Annotated in this window: 15 protein-coding genes; 11 read left to right on the top strand and 4 right to left on the bottom strand. The window is 62.2% G+C overall.

Annotated features, from left to right (window positions below; translation table 11 throughout):
- The first annotated feature begins 9 nt into the window (after positions 1-9).
- Positions 10-1,113, top strand: coding sequence for a histidinol-phosphate transaminase (locus tag VLU25_19485; protein HSR70120.1), 1,104 nt, complete (start codon positions 10-12; stop codon positions 1,111-1,113).
- A gap of 8 nt (positions 1,114-1,121) precedes the next feature.
- Here the strand turns inward: VLU25_19485 and VLU25_19490 are convergent, their stop codons facing one another.
- Positions 1,122-2,636 carry a type II CAAX endopeptidase family protein gene (locus VLU25_19490; GenBank protein HSR70121.1) on the bottom strand — a complete coding sequence of 505 codons (1,515 nt, stop codon included), beginning with the start codon at positions 2,634-2,636 and terminating at the stop codon, positions 1,122-1,124.
- Positions 2,637-2,755: 119 nt separating this feature from the next.
- Here VLU25_19490 and VLU25_19495 point away from each other — a divergent pair, with 119 nt between their 5' ends.
- On the top strand, positions 2,756-3,382 hold the full coding sequence (locus VLU25_19495) for a DUF2911 domain-containing protein (GenBank protein ID HSR70122.1): 627 nt from the start codon (positions 2,756-2,758) through the stop codon (positions 3,380-3,382).
- A gap of 140 nt (positions 3,383-3,522) precedes the next feature.
- On the opposite strand, the gene VLU25_19500 is transcribed toward VLU25_19495, so the two are convergent.
- Complete coding sequence (locus VLU25_19500) at positions 3,523-3,690, bottom strand: hypothetical protein (GenBank protein ID HSR70123.1); 168 nt, start codon at positions 3,688-3,690, stop codon at positions 3,523-3,525.
- A gap of 257 nt (positions 3,691-3,947) precedes the next feature.
- Between VLU25_19500 and VLU25_19505 the strand changes: the two genes are divergently transcribed.
- The 7 genes from VLU25_19505 to VLU25_19535 all read left to right on the top strand — a co-directional run bounded on the left by VLU25_19505 (position 3,948) and on the right by VLU25_19535 (position 10,410).
- Positions 3,948-6,911, top strand: a complete 2,964-nt coding sequence (locus VLU25_19505) for a dockerin type I domain-containing protein (protein ID HSR70124.1) — start codon at positions 3,948-3,950, stop codon at positions 6,909-6,911.
- A complete protein-coding gene (locus VLU25_19510) occupies positions 6,908-7,462 on the top strand; it encodes a hypothetical protein (protein HSR70125.1) in 555 nt (184 codons plus the stop codon). Before VLU25_19505 ends, VLU25_19510 begins: the two co-directional genes overlap by 4 nt.
- 13 nt (positions 7,463-7,475) lie before the next feature.
- The gene (locus VLU25_19515) at positions 7,476-8,642 is read left to right on the top strand and encodes a hypothetical protein (protein ID HSR70126.1); all 1,167 of its coding nucleotides are present in this window, start codon (positions 7,476-7,478) and stop codon (positions 8,640-8,642) included.
- A 52-nt stretch (positions 8,643-8,694) separates the two neighbouring features.
- The gene (locus VLU25_19520; GenBank protein HSR70127.1) at positions 8,695-8,943 is read left to right on the top strand and encodes a DUF2191 domain-containing protein; all 249 of its coding nucleotides are present in this window, start codon (positions 8,695-8,697) and stop codon (positions 8,941-8,943) included.
- Positions 8,940-9,386 (top strand): type II toxin-antitoxin system VapC family toxin, encoded by a 447-nt coding sequence (locus tag VLU25_19525; protein HSR70128.1) that lies wholly within the window; start codon positions 8,940-8,942, stop codon positions 9,384-9,386. The genes VLU25_19520 and VLU25_19525 overlap by 4 nt, the downstream gene beginning before the upstream one ends.
- Before the next feature lie 417 nt (positions 9,387-9,803).
- A complete protein-coding gene (locus tag VLU25_19530; GenBank protein ID HSR70129.1) occupies positions 9,804-9,998 on the top strand; it encodes a hypothetical protein in 195 nt (64 codons plus the stop codon).
- A gap of 40 nt (positions 9,999-10,038) precedes the next feature.
- Positions 10,039-10,410: a PIN domain-containing protein gene (locus VLU25_19535; GenBank protein ID HSR70130.1), complete on the top strand. Its 372-nt coding sequence runs from the start codon at positions 10,039-10,041 to the stop codon at positions 10,408-10,410.
- 270 nt (positions 10,411-10,680) lie between these two features.
- On the opposite strand, the gene VLU25_19540 is transcribed toward VLU25_19535, so the two are convergent.
- A complete protein-coding gene (locus VLU25_19540; GenBank protein ID HSR70131.1) occupies positions 10,681-11,664 on the bottom strand; it encodes a tyrosine-type recombinase/integrase in 984 nt (327 codons plus the stop codon).
- 490 nt (positions 11,665-12,154) lie between these two features.
- On the opposite strand from VLU25_19540, the gene VLU25_19545 reads away from it, so the two are divergent.
- Positions 12,155-12,952 carry a glycosyl hydrolase family 18 protein gene (locus tag VLU25_19545; protein ID HSR70132.1) on the top strand — a complete coding sequence of 266 codons (798 nt, stop codon included), beginning with the start codon at positions 12,155-12,157 and terminating at the stop codon, positions 12,950-12,952.
- 376 nt (positions 12,953-13,328) lie between these two features.
- Here the strand turns inward: VLU25_19545 and VLU25_19550 are convergent, their stop codons facing one another.
- The gene (locus tag VLU25_19550) at positions 13,329-15,794 is read right to left on the bottom strand and encodes an ABC transporter permease (protein HSR70133.1); all 2,466 of its coding nucleotides are present in this window, start codon (positions 15,792-15,794) and stop codon (positions 13,329-13,331) included.
- A 123-nt stretch (positions 15,795-15,917) separates the two neighbouring features.
- Between VLU25_19550 and VLU25_19555 the strand changes: the two genes are divergently transcribed.
- Positions 15,918-16,610 carry a hypothetical protein gene (locus tag VLU25_19555; protein ID HSR70134.1) on the top strand — a complete coding sequence of 231 codons (693 nt, stop codon included), beginning with the start codon at positions 15,918-15,920 and terminating at the stop codon, positions 16,608-16,610.
- Positions 16,611-16,636: the final 26 nt, after the last annotated feature.

Genomic DNA, 16,636 nt, shown 5'->3' on the forward strand with positions numbered 1-16,636 from the left:
GGAGAACAGATGGATCGAAGACGCTTTCTGATCGGGACTGCCGCAGGACTGGCGGCGCTCAAGGTGATGGGCTGTCAGCCCCGGGATCCTCAGGCCGCCGGGGACGGGACTCCCTTGCTGCGGCTGGATTCCAACGAGAACGCCCTGGGACTGGCTCCTTCAGCCCGCCAGGCCCTGGTGGAGGGGCTGGTGGACGCCAACCGCTATCCCGGCGACATCTATCCCCGCTTCAAGGAGATGGTGGCGGGCGCGCTGGGCGTGGAGACGGAGCAGGTGGTCATGAGCGGAGGATCGGCCCAACTGCTGGTGATGGCGGCCGAGGCCTTCTCCCAGCTTGAAGGGGGCACGGCCCTGCAAGGCCGCCCCACTTTCCTGACCTTCTCCGATCAGGCCAAGGCCCGAGGCGTGACGGTGCGCGAATTCGACCTGGCCGATGGACGCGACTATCCTCTGGACGCCATGCGCCAGGCGGCCAGCCAGATAGAAGGGCCGGTGCTGGTTTACATCTGCAATCCCAACAATCCCACCGGGACGGTGATTTCCAGCCAGGCTGTAGCCGACTGGATGAAGGAGGCGCCGTCCGAAACCTGGTTTTTGATCGACGAGGCCTATCACGAGTTCGTGCGCGACGAACGCTACCGCAGTTTGGTTGCCGAGGCGGCGGCCCGTCCCCGCACGCTGGTCACCCGCACGTTTTCCAAGATTTACGCCATGGCCGGCTTGCGGGTCGGTTACGGCGTGGCCCATCCCGAGACGGCCAAGCAGTTGGGCGAGCTGGCCCAATGGGGTCGAGTCAACCACGCCGGCGCCTGCGCCGCCCTGGGCTGCTACGGCGACCAGGAATACTTGCAGCGCAGTTTCCAGAGCAACCTGCAGGCGCGGCGGATCGTCACTGCGGCTCTGGACGAAATGGGAATCGAGTACCTGCCCAGCCAGACCAACTTCATCTTCCACCGCATCCCCGGCAGGGTTGCCGATCACATCGAAGCGATGCGCCGGCAGGGAGTGCTGGTAGGCCGCCCCTTCCCCCCGCTGCTCGACTGGAACCGCGTTTCCTTAGGCCTGCCAGAAGAGATGGAGCAGTTCGTAGAGGCCCTCAGGAAGGTGGTCTAAGCCCTCCTTCAGCGGAAGAGCAGCAAGAGGAGAGTGATCGCCAGGAAGTTGTTGAGGGCATGGGCCGTCATGGGGGCGATCAGCGAATCCCTCCATTCGCGCAGCATGGCCAGCACGAATCCGATGGCGGTCAAAACGGGCAGGGCGGCCAGTCCCTGAGGATGGATAGCGGCAAAAATAATCCCCGACAACAACGCCGATGTCGCTCCGGAGTAGCGCATACGCAGGTGGCTGAAGAGGGCTCCTCGAAAAACCGACTCCTCCACCACGGGAGCCCACACGCAGGCCAGCAGATAGATCTGCAAGATCTGCCAGAATCCGCCGCTCAACGCTTCCAGAGCCGCCGGGTGGCTGGGTTGGGTCTCGAAAACCTGAGAGATGAAGAAGGTCGCTGCCACTCCCGCCGCCATCACTGGAATTCCGGCCAGGTAGCCGCCCACCCCGCTGAGCACTTCCCATCCGGCGCCGCGTCCCCGATTCCAGCCCAGCGCCTGCCTCAACTGCCTCCGCGAAACGCCCCGCAGCAGCGGCCAGAGCGGCGCCAGCAATGCTCCCCAAAGGACGATGGCCAGCAGGGGTACGCCTCCCAAGAGCTGTCCTATCCCTTCCCCAATCACGGTCAGCATCAGCAGCAGCGGCAAGAAGAAGACGACGACTTCCAACAAAGGACGGCTCAGGGCGGCGGATTGACTGCGCAGGGTCCGGTAGTGTGTCCGCAGGTGTTCTCTGGCGAAAAGGAGAATTGCCGCCGCCAAGAGCACGAATCCCGTCGCGGCTGCCGCAAGCAGTCCCAGTCCTGCCGACAAGAGGACGATTGTCGTTCTCCAGATGACGGAATGGGCCGACACCGACTCGTCGCCGCCCTGCTCCAGCGCCAAGCGGGCATACCAGTGATGGCGATCGATCAACCTCTGGCGCTGCTCCTGGGAGAGCGAGTCGGAGCCTTGCTGGTAGATGGTGGCGAAGACCTGAGCGTCCTCTTCCAGGCTCTGGGGAGAAACCGAGGGTGCTTGGTCGTCGCCAGAGCCGGCAATGACGGCCGAGATGGAGCCCTTGACCTCTTCAAGGCGTTGCAGAGCGGCATCTCTTCCCCGCATCTCGGCCAGGACAGGGACGGTGCGGAGCCGGCTAACAAGCGTCGCGGCGGAAGATTCCACTTCCTCCAGCATCGAGTCCACAAGCTGCTCCGAACTCGTTTCATCTTCGGCACTACCGCCGACTGCGATCCCCATCTTGGAGAGGCGATAGACGCCCAGCGCATAGCGGGAGGTCAGGCGGAAGTGAGGATCTTCAGCGAGATCTCCCAGCGGCTGCGTCAGCGGCGACGAGCTGGACTGGTGAAGCTCTTGTTGCTGGAGGAAGGCCAGCACCATGAATGCGCCCACGAACAGGGACAGCAGCAGCCAAAGCCACCACGTCGGCTGGCGCGGCGGGTCAAGGTCCTGCGGAGATTTTTCTTGTCCAGTTCTTGCAGCATCGTGCTGGGGCGTGTTCTCCGGGGCGTCCCTGGGTGTCTCTTCCACCCTTCTAGTCTACCAGCGTCGCTGCCAGGAAGACGGCCTCCCCTGACTCCCGCTCCTCAGGACGGAACCCCTGAGGACTTGCCGGCGTGTAAATATCAAAGGGAGTGAAGGGAGAAGTCATGCATTTACTGGTAACAATGGTGTTGCTTCTGGCGGCGCCGCCGGAAGACTATAAAGACGCGCCTTTTCAAGGCTGGGCGATGAGCGAAGAACGGGGCTCAACCCGCCTGATCTACTTCAGCAAGACCTCGGACAAACCGTGGAACTACTCGCCCGGACAGGTGGCCATCGAATACGGCCAACCTCCCTGGAAGCAGGAGTACGCCCAGCAGTTCGACCGGTTGACCCGGGGCAAGCGCTGGCGCATGGGTCAGAACTACTGGAGCAACCTCGACACCCGTTTTCCCCTGCGCATGGGTCAAACCACCGTCCAGCCCGGAATCTACTACGCGGTGCTGGAACGCAGCGCCGAAGACGACTGGGCACTGATTCTGCTCGATCCCGATTCGACTTACGAGATGAAGATCGACGCCTGGCACGTCAACCGCAAGGAAAGTCCCGAGGGCCTCCGCGTCCCGCTGCAATGGTCGAAGGAAGAGAGGGTGGCCGACAAGCTGCAAATCGACTTCACGCTGGACGAAGCCGACCACCGAAAAGCCGTCCTCAACATCCGCTTCGGCCCCCACCGCCTGTGGGTCCCGGTGCAAGCCCTGTTCCAAGGAACCCAGGTCAGCCCGGAAGAATAGGTCCAAAGCGCTGAATCCAATGTGTTCACTTCCCGGTTTCTCTCGGTCCTCCCCTGGATGACTTAGCCCAGCACGGCCACGGTCTCATCCCGCAACTCCTCCAGATCAGCGTCCTCGTCGTAGAAAGCGCGCATATCCAGTCAAAGCCTGATCCAGACGCTCTTGGTCTGGCTGTAGAGATCGAGAGTGTAGTCCACTTCCAAGGCCTTGCCGGAAGCCGCCTCGCAGGGCCGTCCGTCGATCCACAACCGTCCCGGCGCGATGTCCCTGGGCGCCGGGTCCATGTTGGGAGAAGCTGTTCGCTGCATGGCCTAGAGCTTACAAGATTCGCAACTGACCGGGAAGGCGGCCCCAGCCAAGGAGAACGTGGTCGGCGCTTGATACCTGGCAACGGCCAACGCTCCATACGTTCCTCGTTACCGCCCACGATTTCAGATTCAAGGCCATCGGGCTTCTGTCCCCGGGAAGTGCCTTCGCAGGTCAGAAGGCGAGAAAAGAACGGTGCTAACTTGAGCATCAAGCTTCCGCACTTTTTAACGATCAGCGTTGTGGCCTGGAGAACAGCATGAGACGCTTCAAGCAGTTATCCGCAACAAGCATCCTGGGCCTGGGGATCGTAGCCGTGGCCGGACTGCTGACGGCCCGAGGCTTGCAGGAGGCCAACGGCGCCCAAGCGCCTCCCTTGCAGCGCTCCCAGACGGGACATCCCACCTTCATGAGTCCGCATTCCAATCCCATCGTCCTGATCGGCGGACGCGTCTTCGTCGCCAACACTCCCGCCGATACCGTGGACGTCATCGACGCCTCCAGCCATTCCATCCTCGCGCGGGTCAACGTGGGCATCGACCCGGTGGCGATCGCGGTGCGTCCGGACGGCAAGGAAGTCTGGGTCAGCAATCACATCTCAGACTCGGTGAGCGTCATCGACAGCGATCCGCAAAGCCTCACCTACCTGCAAGTCCTGGCCACGGTTCAGGACTTCGACCCCGTCACCAAGGCGACCCGCTTTGACGAGCCTGTGGGGCTGGCTTTCGCCGACAATGAGAAAGCCTACGTGGCGCTGTCGTCAGAGAACCAGGTTGCCGTCATCAGCGTGCCCGAGCGGCGGGTGGTGAAACGGCTGACGATCACGGCCCAGGATCCTCGGGCGTTGACCGTGCGCGGCGACCGGCTCTACGTGATTCCTTTCGAGTCCAACAACCAGACCCAGATCTCGGGCTGCACAGGACCCGTCAATGGGGACTTGTGTACCTTTAATGCCATCCAACATTCCAACAACGTGTTGTCGTTGGGCATCGACGTCGACATCGTCAAGAATCCGGCCGTCCCGGACCGCGACCTTTACGTCTTCGATACGACTACCGACCGCCTGGTCCGGGTTGTCAGCAAGGTGGGGACGTTGCTCTATGGCCTGACCGTGGACTCCGCCGGACGCGTCTTCGTGGCTCAGACGGAGGCCCGCAATCATGTCAACGGCCGGGCCGGGACCCGAGGGGACGGCTTGGCTGAGCTGGAAAACCGGGCCTTCCTCAACCAGATCGCCCGCGTCGACTGCGGCGGGGGGGGCTGCGGCTCTCCCCAGGTGATCGATCTCGAGCCGCTTCCACCCCAGCATCCGGCGCCTGCTATGGCGTTGGCGACGCCTTACGCCATTCAGATCAGCGCCGACGACTCGACGCTGGTCGTCTCGGCGGCTGGCTCCAATAAGCTCTTCACCATCGACGCCGCCAGCGGACAAGCTCTGGGACGCACCGATGTCGGCGCGGTTCCTAGAGGCATCGCGCTGGAGTCGGGCGTCCAGGGTGAGCCGGCCCGGGCCTGGGTACTCAATGCCGTCTCCAACACGGTGTCGCTGGTCGATCTCTCCGATCCCTCCCACCCCGAGGTGGTCGAGACTGTTGCTTTGGAGGATCCCACTCATCCCGAAGTGAAGCGGGGGCGGATGGTCTTTCACGACGCCAGTGCGTCCAGCACGGGGACTTTCTCCTGCGAGAGCTGCCATCCTGACGGGCACACCGACCAGTTGCTGTGGGTATTGGACACGCCGATCTGCAGTGTGCCAGGCTGCACCCAGATTCCGCCTCGCATAACGATGCCGGTCCGGGGTCTGCGCGACACCGCCCCCTATCACTGGGACGGCATTCCCGGCGATCCCTATGGCGGAAGAAACACCGCCAATATCATGGGCTCCGACCCCCCGAACAGCGACGTCAATGTTCCTGAGAGCAGTACCCGCCATCTCGTCGACGGAGGGTTGGCTACCACCATGCTGAGGGTTGGCGACCCGACGGTCAACGACGAAGGCAAACCCGGCGCATTTACAGCCGGCCAGCGCGATGACATGGCCAGGTTCCTGCTCAGCGTACCTTACCCGCCGTCCAGGAGGCGTTCCTTCGACAACGTCCTTTCAGACACCGCCGAGCGGGGCTTCAAGGTCTTTCACATCGACGGAGTCATTACTGCCGATGGCCCCAATACCTGCGGCGACTGTCATCGAATGCCCTTCTGGGTCAGCACCAATACGCCGGAGACGGGGATGGACGCACCCACCTGGCGCGGAGCCTACGACCGCTGGCTGATTCTGCCCCAGGGCCGGGTCAACCTGGTGGACCTCATGCTCCCCTCCGCGCGCCAGACCGGGATCGTGGAGAGGGACATGTGGGTGGGGCTGAGCCCGGCCCTCGAGCCCGCCTGGAACATGGTGACCGAAGGCAGCACCGGTTTCTCCGGATCCTTCGCCCGCCAGGTCACCCTCAATCAGGGCTCCGCCCGGTCCGCCTTGACCGATGACCTGCTCAACGCCTTGGAAGTGTCGGCTAGTGAAGGCGCCGTCCTGCTCCAGGGCGAAGGTGTGTTCATCGACGGCGACAGCGCCCTGCCGGTCCGCTTGCAGTACGTATCGGGCCTCTATGTGGAGGACGGTCCCAGGCCCCAAAGGTTTACCCGCTCCGATCTGATCGGACGCGCCTCGGCCGGGGAGCTGCTCGTCACCTTTACCGGACGCCTGGGCGTCAATGTCGATCTGGATCACCCCCAGCCCGCCCTTTGGAGTCAGGGACCTATCGAGGAGCAACGGGGGCCCCAGATTTTCCCCACCGTCCTGGACGGCAGCAACTCCATGCTGCTCAGCGCACGGCATGTTGAAGCGGGGGCCCGAGTCTATGTCGACGGAAGACGGATCCTGGGCAACGTCCGGTGTCATCAAGGAGGCCAGCTTCCCGACTGCTCGGGCGAGGACGTAGTGGTCCAATTGGCGACGGTTCCCCCGTCGCCCGGCATGCACTTCTTGCAGGTCCAGAACAGCAATGGTCTTTTCAGCAATGATTTCATCTTTTTCTCGGCGGCCGGAGCCGGTTGCGACTGCGACATCAACGACGATGGAGGCGTAGATGTCGCGGACGTGCAGAGCATGATCAACGAAGCCCTGCAAAGCGCCCCGCCCACTTGCGACCTGAATCAAGACGGCGCCATTAACGTGGCCGACATTCAGGCGGTAATCAACGCCGCACTTGGTGGAGGATGCCAATGAGCAGAAATTTCCGCCCACGGTTGATCCGCACCCTTTCACGCAAACTTGCAGCCGCCCTCGTCGCGGCCGTCCTTCCCTTGGGGACGGCCTTGGCGCTCGGCTCTCCTGGAGCAGGCGAATTGCGCCTGGGAAAGCTGCAGCCGAGCAACCAGGGAACCCTTGAGGCGACCGTGGAGCTGACCCGCCTTCCCAGCGGTCTCAGCGGTATCCAGTTCGATCTGGTGATGGCCGATCCCGACCTGCAAGTCGAGGCCGTGCTCAGCCCGGTCATGCGGAAAAGCGGAAAGCTTCTCTACCTGCGCCCGATCGGGCCCGGGGTCTACCGCCTGCTGATCGCCGGCTTCAACCAAGGACCAATCGAGGCGGGAGCGGTGGCCACCTTGACGGTGAGTGGCTCCGCGCCCGCTGCGCCGGGGACCCAGGTGCTGTCTGTCCGGCGGGTCATCGGGACCGACGGCGACGGGCGCCGGCTGAACTTCGCGTCCACGGTCGAGGAGGGCCGTCCCGCTGCCGGTGACCGGGAAAGACGCAGCCGGATGCCTTATCGCTAAGTGGAGAAAAGCCATGTCCAGAATTTTCGCATTGATCACCGTCGTCTTTAGCCTGGCAACGGCTCAGGCCGCACAGTTGAGCGTGCGGAATGCCGTCGTCACGCCCGGTTCCGAGATCGAGATTGCCGTCGACTACCAGGCCCAGGACGAAGAAGTCACAGCCCTCCAGTTCGAAGTCCTCTTTGACGGCAGCCATTTCTCGCTGGCGGCCGAGGCCGGTAATGCGGCGGACGCGGGCGCCAAGACGGTGAGTTCAAACCAGCTCGATCCCAACACTCTGCTGGTCATCGTCAGCGGGCTGAACCAGAACGCCATCCAAGACGGAACGCTGGTGGTGCTGAGAGTGTCCGTCCCGCGGGGGACGCCTCAAGCCGACTACGGCTTCCTGCTCGACAGCGTGTCCGCTACGGACCAGGACGGGGAGGAGGTGGCCACCGCGGCGGTCGACGGCACCTTGGCCGTGATGGCGGAAGAGACTCCGCCTCTCTTGATTTTCCCGCAGTACGCCGAAGGCCTGATCGCGGGGACCACCAGCCGGACCCGTCTGGTCATCCGAAACAACAGCGACGAGCCGGACAGCGGCGAGGTCAGATTCTTCGACTCGTCGGGGAATCCTCAGCAAGTTCCCTCCGAGAGACGGGCGGCTTCTTCCATCTTCTACGAGCTGGCGCCCTGGTCGAGCACCGAAATCGTCACCGACGGCACGTCCGCCTCTCTCCTGAGCGGTCCTCTGACCGTCCACTCGGACCGGGGAGAAGAATCGGGTCTCGAAGCCACGGTGATTTTCACCATCCTGGGCGACAATTTTGTTTCGGTGAATCCAGCCCAGCCGCGCTCCCGGCACCAGGTCTACGTCAGCGTGAACGCCTTGGAAAACACCGGATTGGCGGTCTATAACCCGGGCAGCGACGGGGTCACGCTCGACCTGACCCTGCTCGACGCCTCGGGTGCGCCTGTAGCCGACCCGCTCTCGATGGTGCTCGCTCCTGGACAGCAACTGTCCGCCTTCGTGACCGAACAGCCGCTCTTCAACACCTTCTTCCAAGAGGAGTCAGTCTTCCGCGGCACCCTTAACATCCACGTCCGCGACGCGGCCCAGGTCTCCCTGCTGGGCCTGATCCAGCGCCTCGACACCGGCGCCCTGATCGCCATAGCCGCCAGCTCCAACCCAGCGCCCTGACCAGGCGACGGTTTCTTGACATCAAGACATCACCAGATCTATGATCTGATGCATGAGGACGACGCTGACCATCGAAGAGGACGTGGCGGTACTGATTCAAAGGCTGCGCAAAGAACGCGATCTGACGCTCAAGGAAGTCGTGAATCAAGCCCTGCGCAAGGGCCTCAACGTGATGCTGGCGCCTCCCCCGGAGAGCAAGCGCTACCGGATCAATCCCCGCGATTTGGGACGCTGCCGCCTCAACGATCTCGACAACATCTCCGAAGCTTTGGCCATCGCTGAAGGAGAGGACTACCGATGATCCTGGTGGACGCCAATCTGTTGGTGTACGCCTTCAACCAGAGCATGCCCCAGCACGGCAAGAGCCGTCAATGGTTGGAGGACGTCCTCAACCGCCATCCCCGCATCGGACTCCCCTGGCCCTCTCTGCTGGCCTTCCTGCGCCTCGTCACCAATCCTCGTATCTACCAGCATCCGGCGTCGATGGAGGATGCTTGGTCCCAAGTCCAGGAATGGCTCTCCCTGGAGCAGGTCTGGATTCCCCAACCCACCCGCCGCCATGCGGACATCCTGCAAGACCTCCTCAGCGTGGTGGGACACCAGTCCAACCTCGTCCCCGACGCCCACTTGGCCGCCCTGGCCATCGAACACGGCCTCACCCTTTTCTCGGCCGACAACGACTTCGCCCGCTTCCCCACCCTCACCTGGCACAACCCCCTGCGCGAGGATGGCCGGAACTCCTGAGGATTGGCCTTGCCACGATCCCCTCGATGCGCCGCATCTTCCTTCTGGCTACCTCCAGTTTCGTTCTGCTAGACTTATTGACACTCAACCCATCCAATCCTTCAGGAGGAGAAATGAAACGCAGCCTACGCCAGATCACCGTCGCCATCGTCTTCCTATCCTTACTTGCGGGGGTCAGGACCCTACTGGGCCCCACCCAAACAAACGCCTGCATCCTGATCGAATTCTGCTCCTCCTCGGCCGACTGCTCCCTCTGGTGCCCCTCCGGCTCCGGCGACTGTATCCGCGTGGAATGCAGACAATTCTGCGTCTGCTCCTAGCAGCCCGCATGGGATATCCACTCGACTTACAACCAGATATCTTCAACAAGCCGAGTACGATATCCTGCATGTGATGAGTTCGACGCAAAGGATCAGCGTGGAGATCAATCGGGATCTGCTTCGATCAGCCAAGCGGATACTTGCGACGGCGACCATCAGGGAAACGATCGAGAAGGCCCTGTTGGAAGTCCAGCGTGGCGAGGCGCGTCGCGAGGAGGTCGAGGCCCTCTCCTCCATGGAAGGCTTGGATCTGATCGATCCAGATGTGATGGCCAAGGCATGGCGCTCATGAAGGCCCGCTACTTGGTCGACAAGCGCGCCTTTGGCCCGCAATGCACTTGGAACCGGTCCGCAAGCGACTTCGCCAATCATCGAAGCGGGTGAAAAGCCGCCACCTGCGCCATCATGGACTTGGAAGTTGTTTACAGCGCCCGAGGCGCCAAAGAGCACGCCGACATAAGGCGTCGCCGATCTTTGCCTACCACCACATCCCCCTCACCGAACCCGTGTTCCAGCGCGCCATCGAGATCCAGAGCAAGCTGGCGAAGATCGGCCGTCACCGCCTACCCATCCCCGACCTCATCATCGCCGCCACCGCCGAACTCCACAACCTCACCATCCTCCACTACGACCGAGACTTCGACCGCATCGCCGAGGCTACCCAGCAACTCGCAGGCTGGATCATCCCTCAAGGGAGTCTTTAGACCGTTTAGCGGTATGAGGGATGCGTATTAACAGGCGCCTACCAGAAGTAGAGCCACCAAGCCCCACGAACTCACGACAAGAATGGTCCTAATATGGTCTCCTTACATTGTTTAGATTCAAAGAACCTGCCGGCACCCATCCCAAATAAAGTGTGAAGAGAAAGAACCACTGCTGTCTGAATTGCAATTCTGTCAGGGTTGCGCTAGACTCCTGCTTTGGACACCCGAAAACTCCAAACACGTTCTCTGCCGGGTGATAACTAAAAATTATCAGTGCCTCCTAAGAGTTCCTCTGCAGTTGTACTTCCGGACGAGACTTCTAAGATGTGAACTGTCTACAGCTGTGTATATCTGTGTCGTGGTGAGGCTTTGGTGGCCTAGGAGGCGTTGGACGTAGCGGATGTCTAGGCCGGCCTCGAGCAAATGGGTGGCGGCGGTGTGACGGAACATATGGGGGGTGATGCGGCGGGTTAGCGAAGCCTGGCGGCCGGCTTCGGCGATCCAGCGGCGGACGTGAGCCGTGGTGGTGAGGCGGTCCAGAGAAGGGTGGAGGATGAGTTGGGAGGTTGTGGGGTGCAGGGAAGAGCGGATTTGAAGGTAGCGGGAAATGAGGGCGTGGAGGGTGTCGTCGGGGAGGAAGACATGGCGCTGGCGGTGGCCCTTTCCTTGGATGAGGATGGTGGAGGTGTCGATGTCGAGGTCGCGCAGACGGATGGCGACCAGTTCGCCGACGCGGATTCCGGTGGAGAAGAGAAGTTCGATGCAGACCAGGGTGGTGAGTTGCTGCAGGGCATCCGGGTCAGGGTGTAGGGGGAGGTTCTGAGGAGTGTAACGCTTGTTGCGGTAGATTCCCAGGCGTTTGGCCGACTCCAGGATCAGGGCTCGGACCTCCCTGCGGGTCAAGGTGCGGGGGAGGCGGTGAGGAAGACGCAGGCGGACACGCAAGCGCTGAAAGGGCGTGACTTCGATGCGCTCCTCGTCCTCCAGCCAGAGGAAGAGTTGACGCAGGCAAGCCAGGCGGCGCTTGACGGTGGAGGTCTTGAGTTCGCGCTCGTGCTGCAAATGGTGCATGTAAGACTGCAAAAGCTCCCGGGTGCACACCTCCAGCGTCTTGTGTCCTCCGACGAAGGTAAGGAAGTCGCGCAGGTCGGTTTCGTAGGCGCGGTGGGTGTGCCGGGACAGGTTCTTGGTGGCGCTCAGGTGGTGCAGAAAATCGGCACAAATCTGGTGCAGTTTAGATCGGTTGCTTGCCATCGTCGCCTCTCTTTACCTGGCCTCTCGATGCAGGTAAGTGGCCATTGTAGTGCTTTATGTAGCGAGTCAGGCAAAAAAAGTGGTTATAATAGAGATACTTGATATTGTGAGGTTGGGGCAGGTGTCCGGCAGGGGTCAAGAGGGGTGGGGACGTTTGCGTGTCTAATCCTGATGGCGGCTTGAAGCCAAGTACGAATTCAGATGTGGAACATCCGTGGATTGAAGCTGCGCAAGAACACGATTGAGTGAGATCGTTTACGGCTTGGGGGCAGTTGATCGGGTAACGGACCTTTCAAAAACGACTGTGTGCAGCGCGTTAAGAGCTTTTGAGCCAGAGTCTTACCAGGTTCGAGGTGCGATATCCGAAGTTCGAAAGAACCCCAAACCAAAGGGGCGCAATCCTGACTGCCGAGGTTAAATCCGAAGTAAGTTAGGATGCGGCATGGCTCAGAACTTGTGACGCGTGGCGCCAGGCAGGGAGGAAGACACCATGAGCAAGGAAACCTTTATCGCCTACTGGAGCGGGGAGGAGCCGACGGGGCCCGAGCACTCGCCTACCCTGGAGCAAACGCCGGACTTCGTGGACATCGTCATCCTTTTCTACGTGCTGATCAACGATGACGGCAGTCTCAACTTTGACCGGCTGGTGCTGCACAACGACCAGGCCACCATCATGGGCTGGATGGAGGACATCCGTCAGCGGCAGCAGAACCAGCAGCGCAAGACCAAATTTACGCTGGGGATTCTGAGCGGCAGCTTCCCCGAGCAGGACCCTTCCACCTTCGCGCAAACGGTGGCCGCGGCCGCCGAGGACTGGGGCGTGGACGGTATCACCGTTGACTACGAGCCTCCGACCAGCGACCCTTCCATTATCAACGTGGTGAAGGCCATCAGGAGCGCCTTGCCCTCGGGGTCCATCATGACCGCCCCGATCTACGGCGCCTGGCTGGGCAACCCGCAATTGCAGCCGTTTGCCCAGCAGTTCGACTACGTGTCCACCATGGACTACACGCCTTATCCCGGCTACAGCAGCACCATCTCCCTCTACAACGACTATGGGCAGACCATCGGGGGGACGGACAAGTTGGCCATCGGAGTGAGTTGCATGACGTTTACCAATGGGAATCACACGCCCTTGGATGACGTGAAGAAGCTGTGTGCCTATGAGCCGTCGGGGGGGAATAAGCTGGGTATCATGCTCTATACCCTGTCTTATGACGCGCCTGGTCATGGGAGTCCATATCCCTTGTTTACCTATACGGACACGATTCATGACAGTTTGCCCTGATGGAGCGCTATTCCACCCCTTCAGGGTTCGCTTCCAGCTCGTTTCGTGACCCAGGGTTGCCCCCTTGCGCGCTTCGCTTGCGGCGGGCTTCACCCTGGGCTAACGAATCGCTCCCTTCAGGGAGCCCGGACGCCGCGTTGGATTTTTTTGAAGCTGACGTCGGCAGTGACGGCCTGTCCTGCGAAGCCTCGGCGAAGGAGGGGGCTAACGAATGGCTCCCCTTCAGCCTGGACGCCGCTTTGGCTTTTTCGAAGCTGACGTCGACAACAGCGACGGTCTGTCCTTCGAAGCCTCGGCGAAGGAGGGCGATTGGCTGGCCCGAGTCCGGACCGTTCGAAATTCGCACTTCGCAAATCGCACTTGCCCTTGCCCTTGCCTACTCCCAGCGCAGGGCCTGGGTGGGGTCCAGGCGGGAGGCGCGGCGGGCGGGGAGGTAGGTGGCGGAGAGGACGATCAGGGTCAGGGCGGCAGCAACCGCTGAGTAGGTGACGGGGTCGACGGGGTCGACGCCGAAGAGCAGGGCCGCCATCAGGCGGGTGAGGCCGAAGGCGGCAGCCAGACCCAAGCCCACTCCGATGACGGCCAGAAAGAAGCCGTGGCGCAGCACCATGCGGCTGACGTCGGTTTGGCGGGCTCCCAGCGCCATGCGGACGCCAATCTCCTGAGTGCGCTGGCCCACGGCGTAAGAGATGACGCCGTAGATCCCCACCGCGCCCAGCAGGATGGCGGCGCCGGCGGCGATGGCCAGCATGATGAGGGTGAACTCGGTGCGGGCCATGGAACCGTCCAGCCACTCGCGCTGGGTGCGGACGCTGGCCAAGGGCAGGTCGGGGTTGACCGCCCAAACCGCTTGACGCAGCTCGTCCGTGAAGTCGGAGGCACCCGTCCGCGGCGAACGTATGGCGTAGACCAGCGAGCGCTGGGTAAAGGTCTCGTTCTCCCACATGTCGCGCACCAGCAGCGGCCAGTAGACCGTCTTGATCGGGTCCTGATCGACTCCGTCGTCATGCACTCGGCCCACCACCCCGATGATCTCCCGCCAGTTGCTCTCAGACAGGCTCGACATCACCCGCTTGCCCAGCGCCTGGGCCGGGTCGTCCCAGTACTCGGCGGCCAGGTCTTCGGTGATCATGACCACGGGACGCTGGTTGTAGATGTCGTCCCAGGTGATGGCGCGTCCCGCTACCAGCGGGTTGCCGATGGTGGCGTGGTAGTTCTCGGAGACCCACTTGAAGCGGCGGATGGGCGGCAGGGTGTCGGGCGCGGTAGGAAACTCTTCCACGAAAAGCGCGTCGTTGCTGTCCCACCCGTCCATGGGAACCGAGTTGGAGAGTCCCACCGACTCCACGCCCCCGATGCTGCGGACGTTCTCGAGGATCTGCTGATGCATGCGGACGCTTTCAACCGGGTCTCCCACCACGGCGCTGGGAATGGTGATGCGGAAGGTCTGCAGCGTGTCCGGATCGGTGAATCCCGGTTCCACCTGGCGCATGGCCTGGAAGCTGCGCACCATCAGTCCCGAGCCCACCAGCAGCACCAGCGCCAGAGCGATTTGACCGACCACCAGGATGTTGCGCGCCCGCAGGCGCTGTTTGCCCGCGGTTCCGCCGCGTCCGCTTTCTTTGAGCGCCAGCACCAGCCCCGGACGCAGGTACTTGACGGCGGGAAAAAGTCCGAAGAGCACCCCCGCCAGCAGGGAGATGCCCAGCGTGAAACCCAGCACGTTGGGGTCGATGCTGATCTCCTGCAGACGCGGCAGGCTGCCCGGCTCCAGGAAGAGCAGCAGGCGGATGCCGCCGTAGGCCAGAGCCAGCCCGGCCAGGCCGCCCAGGAGTCCCAGGGTCAGGCTTTCCACCAGGAACTTGCGGGCCACCGACCAGCGGTCGGCTCCCAGCGCCATGCGGATGGCCAGTTCCTGCTGGCGTCCTTCGGCCCGCACCAGCAGAAGGTTGGCGACGTTGGCGCAGGCGATCAGCAGCACCAGTCCCACCGTCCCCAGCAGAATCCACAGCGTCGATCCGATGTCGCCCACCGCGTCGAACTTGAAAGGGTGTACACGGGCTGCGAACTTGGCCTCTTTGAGCATGTTGAGGCTGATGCCGCCGGGAAAGTTCTCGGCCGCCATGGGGAACATGCGGTTGACGTCTTGATTGGCCTGCTCCAGGTCGACTCCGTCCTTGAGGCGGGCCACGCCCTGGTAGCTGAAGTTGCCCAGGATGGTCTCGGAGCGGTCGAAACGGAAGGGAATCAAAAGCTCAGGGTCGGTATTGAGGAAACGAAAGCCGGGTGCCAGGACTCCGATGATTTCGTGAGAATTGCCGCTCAGGTTCAGGGTCTTGCCTAGAGCGCCGGAGTTGCCCCCGAAGTGGCGCTGCCAGTAGGCGTAGCTGAGGATGACGGTGCGGGGGCTGCCGGGGCTGTCGTCCTCTTTGCTGAAGGTGCGGCCCAAGACGGGCTCGACGCCGAGCAGCGGCAAGGTGCCGTCGGTGACGTTGAGTCCGGACACCCGCTCGGGCTGGTCCAGGCCGGTGACCGTGACCGCGGTCTGGTCCCACAGTCCGATGTCGGTGAAAACGCGGTTTTCGTCGCGGTAGGTGAAGTAGGTGGCGGGCGATTGGTTGACCATCTCGAATCCCAGTCCCGGCGCCGTATGCCAGACGCCGACCAGCCGTTCCGAGTCCTCGAAGGGGAGAGGCTTGAGCAAGACGCCGTTGATGACGCTGAAAATGGCGCTGTTGGCCCCGATGCCCAAGGCCAGGGTCAGTACCGTGATGAGCGTAAAAGCGGGGGACTTGGTAAAGGTGCGAAAGGCCAAACGGAAGTCGGTCCAAATCTTGTTCATGCTCGTCTCCTCGCAACCTCTAACGAGCGCAGGTGGCGAATTGTTGCTGGCCGGCGAAAAAAAGTTGCCCTCGGCGCAGTCGCATTGGACTGGTAAGATGCCTCATCAGCCACGGAGCGAGCCTTGGACAACTACTTCAACTACTTCACCGAGATCGAAGAGTACTTCGTCCGCAAACGGGGTAAGAACCTGCTGGTATCGCCCTTGGACTGGTGCCTGATCGAACTGTGGCGGGACAGCGGCATCCCCTTGAACATCGCCTTGCGCGGCATCGACCGCAGCTTTGAAGCGGCCGAGAAACGCGGACGCCCGGCTCCCCGCAGCCTTTACTACTGTCACCCGGCCATCCTGGAAGCCCACCAGGAACACCAGCAGGCCATGCTGGGAAAGGATGAGGAGGAAGATCGGGAAGGGATGGAAAGACGCCGCCAGGAGGACGGCCTGGAGCTTTCACGCCCAAAGATCACGGCCGACATCGGACGCATTCTCGCTCTCCTGGAAGCACGGTCCGCCGAGCCCTATGGTCGGGCCTGCCGCCGCCTTGAGGCGCTCAAGCAGGAAGTCGAGGGGGCTTCCTTTGTCAGTTTCGAGGAAGTCGACCGCGAATTGAGCGAGATCGGCGCTTCGCTGGCCGATGAGTTGCTCGAGGAATTGCCGGGGGAGAGTGTGGGGGAGTTGAAGAAGGAAATACGGCGTGAGACCCGGGTCTACAAGAAGAAGCTCGAGAAGGAGTCCTTCGAGAGGCTGCAGCGCAGCTACTTGCAGCGCCGTCTGTTGGAGGAGCAGGGACTTCCTCCCTTTTCGTTGTTGGTGTAGGCAGCAGGAAGCCGACCCACAAACGT

This window comes from Acidobacteriota bacterium (genome assembly GCA_035471785.1).
Lineage (GTDB): Bacteria > Acidobacteriota > UBA6911 > RPQK01 > DATIPO01 > JANQFM01.

Excerpts from the sequence above, each read along its gene's own strand:
- VLU25_19495 (HSR70122.1), top strand. The coding sequence starts at position 2,756 with ATGCATTTACTGGTAACAATGGTGTTGCTTCTGGCGGCGCCGCCGGAA.
- VLU25_19535 (HSR70130.1), top strand. The coding sequence starts at position 10,039 with ATGCACTTGGAACCGGTCCGCAAGCGACTTCGCCAATCATCGAAGCGG.
- VLU25_19550 (HSR70133.1), bottom strand. The coding sequence starts at position 15,794 with ATGAACAAGATTTGGACCGACTTCCGTTTGGCCTTTCGCACCTTTACC.
- VLU25_19500 (HSR70123.1), bottom strand. The coding sequence starts at position 3,690 with ATGCAGCGAACAGCTTCTCCCAACATGGACCCGGCGCCCAGGGACATC.
- VLU25_19540 (HSR70131.1), bottom strand. The coding sequence starts at position 11,664 with ATGGCAAGCAACCGATCTAAACTGCACCAGATTTGTGCCGATTTTCTG.
- VLU25_19505 (HSR70124.1), top strand. The coding sequence starts at position 3,948 with ATGAGACGCTTCAAGCAGTTATCCGCAACAAGCATCCTGGGCCTGGGG.
- VLU25_19510 (HSR70125.1), top strand. The coding sequence starts at position 6,908 with ATGAGCAGAAATTTCCGCCCACGGTTGATCCGCACCCTTTCACGCAAA.
- VLU25_19520 (HSR70127.1), top strand. The coding sequence starts at position 8,695 with ATGAGGACGACGCTGACCATCGAAGAGGACGTGGCGGTACTGATTCAA.
- VLU25_19485 (HSR70120.1), top strand. The coding sequence starts at position 10 with ATGGATCGAAGACGCTTTCTGATCGGGACTGCCGCAGGACTGGCGGCG.
- VLU25_19515 (HSR70126.1), top strand. The coding sequence starts at position 7,476 with ATGTCCAGAATTTTCGCATTGATCACCGTCGTCTTTAGCCTGGCAACG.
- VLU25_19525 (HSR70128.1), top strand. The coding sequence starts at position 8,940 with ATGATCCTGGTGGACGCCAATCTGTTGGTGTACGCCTTCAACCAGAGC.
- VLU25_19545 (HSR70132.1), top strand. The coding sequence starts at position 12,155 with ATGAGCAAGGAAACCTTTATCGCCTACTGGAGCGGGGAGGAGCCGACG.